Origin of the sequence: Bacillus thuringiensis (assembly GCF_001595725.1) — a bacterium.
GTDB classification, from domain to species: domain Bacteria; phylum Bacillota; class Bacilli; order Bacillales; family Bacillaceae_G; genus Bacillus_A; species Bacillus_A thuringiensis_K.
Genome location: NZ_CP014282.1, coordinates 1,275,973 through 1,288,290, shown reverse-complemented (window position 1 = coordinate 1,288,290; position 12,318 = coordinate 1,275,973). Strand labels below are relative to the sequence as shown.

Genomic DNA, 12,318 nt, shown 5'->3' with positions numbered 1-12,318 from the left:
CAAATTTATTCTTTTTTTGGGAAAACTGTAACAAGGAGAGTTGCTTATGCAGATCGCAGAAACTGGAGATATCATCGAATTTAAAGGTGGAATGCAAGGCCGTGTTCAAAAAGTAAATCAAAACTCTGTTATTGTTGATATAACAATTATGAAGAATTTTAGAGAACTAGATATGGAACCTCTTACAGTTGTAAGTCATAAAAACTATACTGTCATTAATCAAAATGCATAATATAATAGAAAGAAAGGGCCTGTATAGTATACAGGCCCTTTCTTTCTATTAACGATTATCAATTGTTTCCGGATATAGATCGTGGTTCATCATGCGGTAGTCAGCCATTTGTTCATACTTCGTCCCTGGGCGACCGTAGTTGCAGTATGGATCAATTGAAATGCCACCACGTGGTGTAAATTTCCCCCATACCTCAATGTAACGTGGATCCATTAATTTAATTAAGTCGTTCATAATAACGTTCATGCAATCTTCGTGGAAATCACCATGATTGCGGAAACTAAATAAATACAACTTTAAAGATTTACTCTCTACCATTTTTTGCTCTGGAATATAGCTAATATAAATTGTTGCAAAATCTGGTTGTCCTGTTTTCGGGCATAAACTTGTAAATTCAGGACAATTGAATTTTACAAAATAATCACGATTTGGATGATTATTATCAAATACCTCTAATATTTCTGGGCTATATTCAAATAAATATTTTGTATTTTGATTTCCTAATAATGTTACATCTTTTAAATCTTCATCTAATCTTCCTGCCATTTTTAAACATCCCTTCTCATTATACACCGCGTTTATTTCCCCATACTAACGCATGAAGCTGAGGCAATACTTTTGCATCATTCATCTCTTTACAATTTACAGCTTTATCAATCAGCCACTCATACTTATCTAATAATTTTTTAATAAGCATCGCATCATCCACTGTTTTTGTATCATCGTTTCCTACTTGCAAGAAAAATGGTACCTTTGGATAACGTTCGTGCATCTTAACTGCATATTCAAAATCATAATCATCGAATACTACTACTTTTAAACTAATATCTTTTCCTGCTAGTTTCTGAATCATAGCATCTAACTTCTGAAAATCTGTTTTCATCGTCGAACTTGGTGGTTTTGGCGAAATTGTTACCTCATCAATTTCAAGTAACCAATCTTGCCACTTACTCCCTTGTGTTTCAATTGCCGTTCGCATTCCATTTTCTTTTAATATAGAAAGAAGAAACTCAATATTTTTCAGTAATGCCGGATTTCCACCTGAAATCGTAACATGAGAAAAATTTTCTCCTCCAATTGCAACAAGCTCACTCCAAATATCTTCTGCTGTCATCTGTCTAATTTGATCTTTAGCTGATCCATCCCACGTAAAAGCAGAATCACACCAAGCGCAGCTATAATCACAACCAGCTGTACGGATAAACATTGTCTTTTGCCCTACAACCATTCCTTCACCTTGAATAGTCGGACCGAATATTTCTAAGACAGGGATTTTACTCATCGAGCATCCACTCCCGTCTTACTTCCGCATAACTAGTCGGTGTCTCAAATAGACGAACGAATTCAACGCGAGCTCCCTTATATTCGTTCACACGATTCTCTTTTGTTAGTGCTTCTGCCATCTTTTCATAAATCCAAACGACCATATTTTCAGCAGTCGTATTCATTGCTGGTAACGTTTCGTTTAAATAACGATGATCTAAATGAATTTCTATTTCATTTTTCCAAATTTCTTTTATATCTCCAAAGTCAATTGCAAGACCTATTTCATTTACATATCCACTAATTCCAAATACAACTTTATATGTGTGACCATGTAAGTTTTTACATTTCCCTTCATAACAGTGTAAATGGTGTGCTGCATCAAATGTAAATTCCTTACTGACCATTACTCTTTTATTATGATATTTGAGTTGTTTACGCTGAATATCCTTGTCCATTTTTTGCAAATTCTCTACGATGCGAAATCCAAAAAAGTTATCCATTAGTTGTTCGCTCCTTCGCGTTCTTGCAGATACGTATCTAATCCTGCTTTACGAAGTTGACATGCTGGACATTCACCGCAACCATCACCAATGATTCCGTTATAACATGTTAATGTTTTTTCTCGAACAAACTCAAATGCTCCAAGTTCATCTGATAATTTCCATGTTTCAGCTTTATCAATCCACATAAGTGGCGTGTGAATGACAAACGGATAATCCATAGATAAATTTAATGTAACATTTAACGATTTCACAAACACGTCACGGCAGTCTGGATAACCGCTGAAATCAGTTTCACATACACCCGTTACAATATGACGTGCTCCCACTTGTTTTGCTAATACAGCAGCAAATGATAAGAAGAGTAAATTTCGTCCATCTACAAATGTCGATGGCAATTCACCTTCTTCATGTGTAATCTCCATATCCGTTCTCGTTAACGCATTTGGAGCAAGTTGATTTAATAGACTCATATCTAGTACCGTATGCTTTATTCCTAGCTCTTTCGCAATTTCCGCTGCACAATCAATTTCTAGCTTATGACGTTGATTGTAATTAAACGTTACAGCTTCTACCTCTGCAAACTGCTCTATTGCCCAAAATAAACATGTTGTACTATCTTGTCCTCCACTAAAAACAACAACTGCTTTTTCTTTTTTCATTACACTCATTCTCCTTCTCTACTATAAATAAGAAGAAAGAACGTTCTTGAACTGTCACAATAAAAAAACAAAACAATACCTAAGGATATTGTTGTTTCCATAGTTTTTTATAGAGGGAGTTCGCGAACCTCTCCCGCGCGGTGCACGGAATTTCTTCTTTCATTGACACAGCTTATTGTAACATATTGTATACTAGCGTAAAAATTTCTGATTTTTCGGTTATTTTTCATTTCATTTCTTTCATTTTATAGTATGATTAATTTAATATAAGAAGAGAGGGGGCATCCCACTGAAATCCTTTATTATTTATCTCTTTTTAAATATATTATTCATCCTGATTACAATGCTCGTATATCATTTATTTTGGAATCAAAAAGGGAAACGCTCTCCTAAATTAAATTCAGCTATATTTATTGTACTCTGTTGCCTCGCTACCGTACTCTGTATTACATTTGCAGCAAAAATAAATAATGGTTTTCAATTTGATATGCGCCATATTGTATTAATTGTCGGTACATTAACGGGAGGGCCTATTGCTGGTGGTTCTATCTTAGTTGTATTAAACATATATCGCTTATTATTAGGTGGGGTAGGTGTTTTCCCATCTCTTATCGGTTCTGTTCTTCTATTTATTGTTCTACTATTAACATATAAATTTTTCAATCGAACTTCTAATCGTATAAAAATAACACTTGCTATTATCTACAGTCTCACATACGGATTTAGTTGGATACCCTTCTTCCTTTCCAAGGTTACAAATAAGACTGATTATATACCGCATATTATTGTGTATGAGTTATGTTCAATGCTTGGTACAATCCTAATTTTATATTTACTACACATATTACAAACTCAAGTTCGTCTCCAAAACGAACTTATAAATGCTGAAAAGTTTCATTTAATTGGTGAAATGGCAGCATCTATCTCTCATGAAATTCGCAATCCATTAACTTCAACGAAAGGGTTTTTACAACTGTTACAATCAGATACATGCACTGAGCAGGAACGAAAATTATATATTGACATTGCCATTAACGGCATCGAACAAGCAAATCATGTTCTTACAGATTATTTAACCTTTGCCAAACCTAGCATTGAAAAAGAGCAAACATTACAGTTAGAAGAAGAATTACTACATGCATTGTCGTTAATTACACCGCTTGCTAATTTAACAAATGTACGTACTCATTATATAAAGCAAAGCACTTCTTTTTTTATCGCTGGAGAAAAGCAAAAACTAAATCAATGTTTATTAAATATTTTAAAAAATTGCATTGAGGCTATGCCAAAAGGCGGTGATCTTTATTTCACATTAGTTCCTGATCATAAGCATATTCAGTTATATATAAAAGATACAGGAGTCGGTATGGATTCGGAACAAGTAAAACGTCTTGGCTCTCCTTTTTATTCAACGAAAGAAAAAGGCACTGGACTTGGAATGATGGTCGTATTCAGTGTTGTTCAAGCTATGAATGGAAAAATTGATATTATAAGTGAAAAAGGAATCGGTACAACCTTTTTATTAACGTTTCCACTCATACAAAAAACGTGATGAAATACTCATCACGTTTTTTCTGTTCCTTCAACTAATTCAGCAAAAGCTTTCACTTTTCCGTGTGGTTGTTGATTTTCTTTACGTGCTTTCCAGGCGCGCTCTTCTTCTCGCTTCTTCTTAGACATGTTTTTTCAACTCCTTCTTTTCTTTCTCCATGTAGTATTCCAAAATAAGAAAGAAAACTATGCACGTATCAAAAAAGAAGTGGTTTCCCACTTCTTCCACTTTAGCGCTGCAAAATTGCATGTTTCGCCTCTTTTAACTGCGTAAGATGTCTTTGTTCATGCAAATCAAGAAATTGAACCCATTGATACAAATTCAGATCATTAAAAACAGGATGCTTTAATCCATTTTCAAATAGATCTTTTTCATCTATAACACTATGAAGTGCGTGTAATAGTTCTTGTCGTGAATGTTCTAGCAATTGAATTCCTTGCTGTTTTTTCATTAAAGTTTCTGTTGGTTGCATTTGCTGAGGAGCTTCTCGTTTATGTGTGCGATCAAGCGTAAGTTGGAGGTCTTTAAATGGAGTCATGTTTCTTTCATTTTTTTGTAAAGCATATACAAGGGCAGACGTGACAGATTGTTCAACTAAATGCAAGTGGTGTAAAATTTGAATAATACTCCATTTATCACGGCGTGGCTTTACATTCACTTCGGTGTCATTTAACATTTCAATTTCTGATAATAGCGTGCTTCGAGTAGACTGTAATGAGTTTACTAAACTTTCTAAACTTACATCCATATTAGATTGAAGCATACTTGTTCCCCCCTTTTGTTGGTCAAAAGAGGTGCTCCTTATTAGAAACACCCCTTTAGTATTCTGAATTTTCTTTTATTATCTCATCATTTTCCCATTATGTCGATGTTAAACATGTGAAAAAAAGTGCATGTTTTTTACAATTTTGTGTCGTCAATCGCATGTAACCATGCTTCAATTTCTATAATAACACTTTTCACACAGCCTTCGGCAAATGGTGATGTTAAATTTGCAACTTCTACTAATTCTAAGAACGATTTACTTCCACCTTGTTGGCACAGATTCACATAATCTTCCCACGCCTCTTGTCTATTATCTCTTGCACGTTTCCAAAATTGTAGCGCACAAATTTGAGCAAGCGTGTAATCAATATAATAGAACGGTGAGCTATAAATATGCCCTTGACGTTGCCAAAAACCACCGCGCTCTAAATAATCATTATCCTCATAATCACGATGTGGTAAATATTTCTTCTCTATGTTACGCCATGCTGTCTTACGCTCTTCAGGTGATGCTTCAGGATTTTCATATACATAATGTTGATATTCATCAACAGATACACCATAAGGTAAAAACAGAAGTGCTGAACTTAAGTGAGAGAAGTAATATTTATCTGCATCTTCTTCAAAGAATAGCTTCATCCATGGCCATGTAAAGAATTCCATACTCATAGAGTGAATTTCACATGCCTCATATGTTGGCCAATTATATTCTGGAATTTCAAATTTACGACTTTCATATACTTGAAAAGCATGACCCGCTTCATGTGTTAATACATCAATGTCACCAGATGTTCCATTGAAGTTTGAGAAAATAAATGGCGCTTTATAATTCTCAATATATGTACAATATCCGCCACCAGCTTTTCCTTTTTTCGCAACTAAATCTAATAAATCATTATCTAGCATGAAATTGAAAAATTCATCTGTTTCAGCCGATAACTCTTTATACATTGTCTTTCCATGATCAACAATCCAATCCGCATCTCCTTTTGGAGTTGGGTTACCTGTAGCAAACTCATAGTTTTCGTCGTAATAAGCTAACTTCTCTACACCGATACGTGCTTGTTGTCGCTTTCTTAATTCCGTTGTAACGGGAACGATATAATCCAGCACTTGCTGACGGTAATTAGCCACCATCTCCGCATTATAATCTGTACGGTACATTCTTGCATATCCAAGTTCAACAAAGTTTTTGAAACCTAAAGATTTTGCGATTTTCGTTCTCACTTTAACAAGCTCATCATAAATACGATCTAGTTCTTCCTCATTTCCAGCTAAAAATCCGTAGTATGCTTCACTTGCTGCTTTACGTTCCCTTCTTTCTTTTCCTTGCATAAACGGAATCAGTTGCGATAACGTTCTTTCTTCTCCAGCAAAGTCAATTTTTGCAGATGCTAATAACTGTGTATATTGCGATGATAATTTATTTTCTAATTGTAAATCTTTCACGACTTCATCTGAATATGTTTTTAAATCACATTCTGCTAGAGCAAATAATTGTTTTCCATAATACGCCTCTAATTCTTCACGAAATGGAGAATTAATGAGTGCCTTATAATATTTTGTACCATATCCTTGTACAACTGGAGAGAATTCATCAAAGAAATCCTGCTCCTCCTTATAAAAAGTATCCGTCGTATCAACAGAATGGCGAATGTAACAAAGGTTTCCCATTGTACCAAAATCGTTGCGAATTTCATTAATTGAATGAATGACTTGTTTTTGTTCTTCTACAGTTTTTGCGTTATCAAACTTCTCTAAAGCAACAGTAAATTTCTCTTTTAACTCTTCAATATTTGGGCGTTTATATTCATAGTCTTTAAATGACATGAACGAGCCTCCTCTCCATTACATACCTTTATTATAATTCAATACGTATTCTCGAATTCCCTCTTAATTTTCAACAAAATTCGGCAGTGACTGCCCTGAGTTCATTGCAAATAAAAAAGCCTTGGATTTACTTATCCAAAGCTCCTTTGGAACATATTATTTTTCATACTTCCCAATTTTTTTTAATAAATCAAGTAATTCATCTTTTTCATCTTTCGTTAACATTTCAAAAGACTGATGTATAACTTTCTCATGCCCCGGAAAAATAGAAGCAATAAAGGTCTCGCCAGACTCAGTTAATTGCGCGTAAATAACACGTCTGTCATTCGGACATGGGATTCTCTTTACTAATCCCTTTTTCTCCAGCTTATCTACAACATATGTAATGCTGCCACTAGCTATTAAAATGCGCTCACCAATTTGCTGAAGTGGTTGACCACCTTTATGATATAGCAGTTCTAATACAGCAAATTCAGTTGGATTTAACCCGTTACTTTGTATAGATTTATTTGTAGTATCCATAACAGAACGATGTACACGAGATAATGCAATAAATACTTTTAAAGATTGAGAAATATCTTCTCGTTCATTATTTGATGTCATACAACTTTCAACCCTTCACTTAAATTCTCAGCAATAAAAAGAAAATGCCACTTCATACTTCATGTGAATTCCGAATGAGCATTCACTCATTCATTTCCTCTCCCCTAATATATTAAGAATCATTCTTGAATAAAAACATGACAATTTTAACATAGTTTATATATAATGATAATAAAAAAAGAAGGAGTACCACATTTGAAAGTCAAATTCCAAAGCATAATTATATATATATTGCTTGTTATCCTACCGACAATAGGGATTGGTGCTACATTTTATTCGTATCATACATATAAAATGAAACAGGAAAACAAATTATCCGCTCATACAGTTCTCTTTTTATATAGAGATTATTTGGATCATCATCTTGGTGAAGCAATTTCTGCTTTAGACATGCTTGCAAAAGTTGTAGGCACCGAGACTGGTAATATAAATGGCATTAAACAAATTGTACATGATACAGATGGAAACGATGCACGCTTTTCTGGTCTATATTACGCTACACCAGAAGGAGTCATTACAATCGCATCTGAAGATGAATCAAAGCCTATAGATGTTTCAGACCGTAAATATATTCAAGACGTGCTCCAAACTAAAAAAACCACTGTATCATCAGTCATTACTGATCGCGTTCTTGGACATAAAGCTATTATGATTGCTGCTCCCATATTTAATAAACAGAAGGAGCTCTCAGGATTATTATTAGCTAGTTTACGCTTTGATTACATTTCATCTTCTTTAAATGCCATTAAACCACAATACCATTTTGAGGTAACTGATAAACATGATGTAGTTTTTCTAACCGATGATAATAACGACACAAGTGATACGCATTCTAATATGCTTACTACCCCACTCCAAAGATTAAATTGGAAGGTCTCTGTTTCTCCATTACCTATTCATCAAAAAACCTTATACCAGTGGGTTACAATAGAGTGTATCGCTACTTTATTTTTAATGTCTATTTTATTTTTACTTGTTCAATACATGTTGTTAAAACGTCAAACAAAACTTGAAAGACAACAAAATGAACTACAGAAAATTGAATTAGTTGGAACTTTTGCAGCGAGTACAGCACACGAAATCCGTAATCCTCTTACTGGAATTAAAGGACTCGTCGCTCTATTAAAAGAGAAATATAAAGATGAGCAAGATCAGTTCTACTTTTCCGTAATTGAACAAGAAATAGAGCGAATCAATGAAATTGTAAGTGAATTTCTTATTCTCGGAAAGCCAACCGCCATCATCGAACAAACATATGATGTAAGAACAATTCTAAATGAGATAGCATTAATTATTCAATCTGAGGCGAATTTACATAACATTGTATTCCATTTACATTTGCCAGACCATCCTGTTCATATCCGTTGTTCGAAAGACCATATGAAACAAGTGGTTTTAAACATTACAAAAAATGCAATTGAGGCCATGACTTCTAGTGATACACTAACCATTGTAGTAAAAAACAATGAAACACACGCACAATTGCAGATTACAGATACTGGAAAAGGGATTCCGCAACATATTCAAAAACACCTCTTTCATCCGTTCTTTACTAATAAAGATACTGGAACAGGTCTTGGACTTGTCATATGTAAACGAATTGTAGAGATGTATAATGGGCATATTTTTATTGACAGTACAGAAAACGAAGGAACGACAGTTCATATCGAAATTCCGTTACACATAGTATAATTATCCTTATCCTATAAGGGTAATTATACTTATTTCATAAAACCAGCCACAAGCATTCGCCAAAAATTATTTGATTTTCCTTCATACCCGATTTGGAAAATAGGTATTTTTATAATTGAAAACCATTTCGGTGTTTGTTTGTCTTTATAACATTGATATTGTAAAATAAGCTTGTCCAATTCTTGACTAACTTGAATTGTCTCCCTACTATTTAACCCACTTGTTAATCCTAGTTGAATCATTTCTTCACGTTTCATATGAATATCACGTGAAAGCTTTTCTAATGTGTACTTCCTTTTTACAGTAAACATCCATATCCCCCTTATTATACTTCCATGCTCTTAACTTCACTTCTCCATTGACTTTTTTAACTACTTAATCATATGCAAATTTGAAGAATCAGAAATTTTAACATTTTCTCCCTGTAATTTACAAATCTTTACCCTCACTTTGAGAATTATTACAAATTATTCTATCTTTGTAAATACATTCGCAATAATAGACATTTTTTTCATCTTGTTTTTTTATAAATTCTACGTAAACCGGGGATTCTTAATTTTCCACCTACTTTTCTTCGACATTTTTTGTTTAATTTATATAAAAAAGCAAAACATAATGATGATTGATAAAGTGAAACTTTAATCAGTGTTTTTTGTTCAGCCCCACTGATTATTAGCATTCACCAATCGGGTAGGCAGTGAATCTCCCACCTATCCAGCCCAATGTTGAGGTGGGAGTCTTACTACCACAAATAGCGGGATAACAATAGAAAGGAAATATTTATATGCGAAAATATACGATTGCATTATTCATCATTGTTTTGTTTTTACCGTCCTTCTTATTTCCTATTCAAGCAAATGCTCATACGAATAAAGTTGCTATTGTCATTGATGATTTCGGTAATAATATGAAGGGGACTAATCAAATGTTATCACTTCCCATTCCACTCACTGTTGCTGTTATGCCGTTTCTTCCTTCCACAAAAGAAGATGCAATAGCTGCCCATAAGAAAGGCCATGAAGTTATTATACATATGCCAATGGAACCTATAAAAGGCAAAAAAGAATGGCTTGGGCCGAAAGCAATTACAACTGATTTAAGTGATGAAGAAATAAACAACCGACTTGAACAAGCGATTCAAGAAGTACCGCATGCAATTGGAATGAACAATCATATGGGCTCAAAAGTAACAGCGGATGAAAGAATTGTTCGCCTTATACTTGCTGCTTGTAAAAAACACGGTTTATTTTACTTAGATAGTAAAACTAACCCTAATAGTGTCGTCCCAAAAATCGGAAAAGAATTAGGAGTTCCTATTATTGAAAACCAACTATTTTTTGATGATGTGTATACAGCAAGGCATATTTCAAAACAAGCCCAATTACTCATCAAAAAAATTCAAGAAAAACCTATTATGGTAGCTATCGGGCATGTGGGTCCTCCAGGTGAAATTACATCACGCGTTATTGAAACTTCTATCCCTAAAATTCGTGAGCATGCAGACTTTATTTTCTTATCTGATCTAGCATTATCCCCGCCTCCTGTTTCAAAATAAAGTTCATTACTCACATAAAGTGAAACTTTAATTAGCCCTCACCAATCGGGCTTTTACGGGCAACACCCGCCCACCTAACTTCTTTGCTTTCACCAAATTTTGAGACGTGGATTTTACTGCCCACAAATAGCAGGACAAAAAAGTACCTATCTATATATAACAGATAGGTACTTTTCTTTTTAACTTAAATATAATCTACGTGACTCACTCTGAATCCTTTTTTCTCTATTTTTCCGATTAATTGCTTTAATTTTGTTTCATCTAACTCATCTGATATATTTACAATAACGCGGCGGATATATTGATCACCGTTATCTAGCGTAAATAGGCCACCAATATTATATGCTTTTAACAATGTACCAAGCTCTTTAATCGTTCCTTTACAATCTTGTGTTGCAATTGTTAATATATAACCACCTGTTCGCATACCAAATGAATCTTCAATAACATCAAATATATTCGAATGCGTTAACATACCGACAAATTCATTATAATCATTTAGCACGGCTAAAAACGGAAGCCGACGAATTACATAAAAAGCTCTGAAGAAGGAATCCTTTTCAAAAATAAATGCATTAGAATCAGCGAGCATATCTCCTGCACTTACATGCTCTAATCCGCTATTGCATTTTTTTTCTAATAAATCTACTTTATAAATAATCCCCGTGAATTTCTTCTCATCTTCTGCTAATACCGGGATGGCTCGAAATCCCGTTTCGTTCATCATTTGCAGTGCCTCTTCACCAGAATCATTTATCTTGCAAAATGTTACTTGCTGTTTTGGCAGAAAATGATATTTAACTCGCAAAATATGTTCCTCCTTACATGTCAACATGTAATCTATATATAATAAGGAGACCTATATTTTATGAGTGAAATTATTTTTAAAACGCTTTCATTTATTATTAACTTGTAGCCATGTCACATCCATTTTTATATAACAGAGCTCCTTGCACCCTTAATCATTAATAACTTTACATGATAGTTCATTAAATATTCTATACCCTCTAACCATTTTTTCGCTTCTTCTGGCGTTTTTCCCCACACAATCATGCCATAATTATGAACAAGAACTACCCCTCCACCTTCAATGAAATTCGGAACATTGCTTTCTAATAAATCAGCGAATTTTTTTTCATCTTCTACAATTGGAATTGTCATTTCTGTTATACCTTCTTTTCCGAAAACACGCTCCACACTGCGTTTATCGAACGTTACTTCTCCTTCTTCCCCATATAACTCTGATATTAAATGACTATCTACAGTCTGCACTTGTAAAATACATCCTGCACTACTTTTTTTATAAATATCCGCATGCATAAATGACTCTGCAGCTGGTTTTTCTTCATTTTCAAATACTGACTCGCACATGCAATTTACGACAATAAAATCTTCTTCCGAAAATAGCCCTTTATCTCTTCCCTCAACGTTTACTAAAAACGTTAACGGCTCTTTTGACGTACATAGCGATAAGCTAATTTTGGTACCATAAAACCAATCACGAAGTGCCAATTCAGATTTCACATCTTTTAATTCATTCCATTTCTTCAGAAAAAATAACATTTCGCCACCCCCGGCATAATATTCATATAAGGTTCGAATCCTTTCTATGTAAAAGGAGTATTTTTTGATTATTCTAAAAATTTAATTGAATTATCACA

The 12,318-nt window shown here is 34.0% G+C and carries 15 protein-coding genes and 1 riboswitch; of the genes, 4 read left to right on the top strand and 11 right to left on the bottom strand.

The genetic code is table 11. From position 1 onward, the window contains the following. The first annotated feature begins 46 nt into the window (after window positions 1–46). On the top strand, window positions 47–232 hold the full coding sequence (locus AXW78_RS06505) for a YkvS family protein (protein ID WP_001165082.1): 186 nt from the start codon (window positions 47–49) through the stop codon (window positions 230–232). A 48-nt stretch (window positions 233–280) separates the two neighbouring features. On the opposite strand, the gene queF is transcribed toward AXW78_RS06505, so the two are convergent. Genes queF through queC form a run of 4 tightly spaced genes read right to left on the bottom strand, consistent with a single transcriptional unit; the run spans window position 281 to window position 2,660 of the window. Continuing rightward, entirely contained in the window at window positions 281–778 is a 498-nt protein-coding gene (gene queF, locus AXW78_RS06500) for a preQ(1) synthase (protein WP_002163902.1), read from the bottom strand. Window positions 779–797: 19 nt separating this feature from the next. After that, entirely contained in the window at window positions 798–1,514 is a 717-nt protein-coding gene (queE, locus tag AXW78_RS06495; RefSeq protein ID WP_000036275.1) for a 7-carboxy-7-deazaguanine synthase QueE, read from the bottom strand. Continuing rightward, complete coding sequence (gene queD / locus AXW78_RS06490; protein ID WP_000368409.1) at window positions 1,507–1,998, bottom strand: 6-carboxytetrahydropterin synthase QueD; 492 nt, start codon at window positions 1,996–1,998, stop codon at window positions 1,507–1,509. Before queD ends, queE begins: the two co-directional genes overlap by 8 nt. Next, complete coding sequence (gene queC, locus AXW78_RS06485; protein ID WP_000711595.1) at window positions 1,998–2,660, bottom strand: 7-cyano-7-deazaguanine synthase QueC; 663 nt, start codon at window positions 2,658–2,660, stop codon at window positions 1,998–2,000. Before queC ends, queD begins: the two co-directional genes overlap by 1 nt. A gap of 93 nt (window positions 2,661–2,753) precedes the next feature. Next, a riboswitch (PreQ1 riboswitch) is annotated at window positions 2,754–2,797 on the bottom strand. 206 nt (window positions 2,798–3,003) lie between these two features. Between queC and kinB the strand changes: the two genes are divergently transcribed. Beyond that, on the top strand, window positions 3,004–4,212 hold the full coding sequence (gene kinB / locus AXW78_RS06480; protein WP_002163901.1) for a sporulation sensor histidine kinase KinB: 1,209 nt from the start codon (window positions 3,004–3,006) through the stop codon (window positions 4,210–4,212). Between the two features lie 11 nt (window positions 4,213–4,223). On the opposite strand, the gene AXW78_RS34780 is transcribed toward kinB, so the two are convergent. The 4 genes from AXW78_RS34780 to AXW78_RS06460 form a co-directional block, all read right to left on the bottom strand. Continuing rightward, window positions 4,224–4,340 carry a DUF6254 family protein gene (locus tag AXW78_RS34780; protein WP_000038355.1) on the bottom strand — a complete coding sequence of 39 codons (117 nt, stop codon included), beginning with the start codon at window positions 4,338–4,340 and terminating at the stop codon, window positions 4,224–4,226. 101 nt (window positions 4,341–4,441) lie between these two features. Continuing rightward, on the bottom strand, window positions 4,442–4,975 hold the full coding sequence (locus tag AXW78_RS06470) for a DinB family protein (protein ID WP_000941971.1): 534 nt from the start codon (window positions 4,973–4,975) through the stop codon (window positions 4,442–4,444). A gap of 137 nt (window positions 4,976–5,112) precedes the next feature. Then, window positions 5,113–6,807, bottom strand: a complete 1,695-nt coding sequence (locus tag AXW78_RS06465) for a M3 family oligoendopeptidase (protein WP_000008570.1) — start codon at window positions 6,805–6,807, stop codon at window positions 5,113–5,115. Between the two features lie 156 nt (window positions 6,808–6,963). Next, complete coding sequence (locus tag AXW78_RS06460; protein ID WP_000203347.1) at window positions 6,964–7,410, bottom strand: MarR family winged helix-turn-helix transcriptional regulator; 447 nt, start codon at window positions 7,408–7,410, stop codon at window positions 6,964–6,966. A 195-nt stretch (window positions 7,411–7,605) separates the two neighbouring features. Between AXW78_RS06460 and AXW78_RS06455 the strand changes: the two genes are divergently transcribed. Continuing rightward, complete coding sequence (locus AXW78_RS06455) at window positions 7,606–9,102, top strand: DUF3149 domain-containing protein (RefSeq protein ID WP_000865055.1); 1,497 nt, start codon at window positions 7,606–7,608, stop codon at window positions 9,100–9,102. A 29-nt stretch (window positions 9,103–9,131) separates the two neighbouring features. Here the strand turns inward: AXW78_RS06455 and AXW78_RS06450 are convergent, their stop codons facing one another. Next, window positions 9,132–9,413 carry an aspartyl-phosphate phosphatase Spo0E family protein gene (locus tag AXW78_RS06450; RefSeq protein ID WP_000495534.1) on the bottom strand — a complete coding sequence of 94 codons (282 nt, stop codon included), beginning with the start codon at window positions 9,411–9,413 and terminating at the stop codon, window positions 9,132–9,134. Window positions 9,414–9,886: 473 nt separating this feature from the next. On the opposite strand from AXW78_RS06450, the gene AXW78_RS06445 reads away from it, so the two are divergent. Next, entirely contained in the window at window positions 9,887–10,657 is a 771-nt protein-coding gene (locus tag AXW78_RS06445) for a divergent polysaccharide deacetylase family protein (protein WP_001234108.1), read from the top strand. 184 nt (window positions 10,658–10,841) lie between these two features. On the opposite strand, the gene cbpA is transcribed toward AXW78_RS06445, so the two are convergent. After that, window positions 10,842–11,465 (bottom strand): cyclic di-AMP binding protein CbpA, encoded by a 624-nt coding sequence (cbpA, locus tag AXW78_RS06440; RefSeq protein ID WP_001264205.1) that lies wholly within the window; start codon window positions 11,463–11,465, stop codon window positions 10,842–10,844. A 125-nt stretch (window positions 11,466–11,590) separates the two neighbouring features. Beyond that, window positions 11,591–12,220 carry a class II aldolase/adducin family protein gene (locus AXW78_RS06435; protein WP_000896006.1) on the bottom strand — a complete coding sequence of 210 codons (630 nt, stop codon included), beginning with the start codon at window positions 12,218–12,220 and terminating at the stop codon, window positions 11,591–11,593. Window positions 12,221–12,318: the final 98 nt, after the last annotated feature.

Coding starts and splice junctions, on each gene's coding strand:
- AXW78_RS06505 (WP_001165082.1), top strand. CDS start 47: ATGCAGATCGCAGAAACTGGAGATATCATCGAATTTAAAGGTGGAATG.
- queF (WP_002163902.1), bottom strand. CDS start 778: ATGGCAGGAAGATTAGATGAAGATTTAAAAGATGTAACATTATTAGGA.
- queE (WP_000036275.1), bottom strand. CDS start 1,514: ATGAGTAAAATCCCTGTCTTAGAAATATTCGGTCCGACTATTCAAGGT.
- queD (WP_000368409.1), bottom strand. CDS start 1,998: ATGGATAACTTTTTTGGATTTCGCATCGTAGAGAATTTGCAAAAAATG.
- queC (WP_000711595.1), bottom strand. CDS start 2,660: ATGAAAAAAGAAAAAGCAGTTGTTGTTTTTAGTGGAGGACAAGATAGT.
- kinB (WP_002163901.1), top strand. CDS start 3,004: ATGCTCGTATATCATTTATTTTGGAATCAAAAAGGGAAACGCTCTCCT.
- AXW78_RS34780 (WP_000038355.1), bottom strand. CDS start 4,340: ATGTCTAAGAAGAAGCGAGAAGAAGAGCGCGCCTGGAAAGCACGTAAA.
- AXW78_RS06470 (WP_000941971.1), bottom strand. CDS start 4,975: ATGCTTCAATCTAATATGGATGTAAGTTTAGAAAGTTTAGTAAACTCA.
- AXW78_RS06465 (WP_000008570.1), bottom strand. CDS start 6,807: ATGTCATTTAAAGACTATGAATATAAACGCCCAAATATTGAAGAGTTA.
- AXW78_RS06460 (WP_000203347.1), bottom strand. CDS start 7,410: ATGACATCAAATAATGAACGAGAAGATATTTCTCAATCTTTAAAAGTA.
- AXW78_RS06450 (WP_000495534.1), bottom strand. CDS start 9,413: ATGTTTACTGTAAAAAGGAAGTACACATTAGAAAAGCTTTCACGTGAT.
- AXW78_RS06445 (WP_001234108.1), top strand. CDS start 9,887: ATGCGAAAATATACGATTGCATTATTCATCATTGTTTTGTTTTTACCG.
- AXW78_RS06435 (WP_000896006.1), bottom strand. CDS start 12,220: ATGTTATTTTTTCTGAAGAAATGGAATGAATTAAAAGATGTGAAATCT.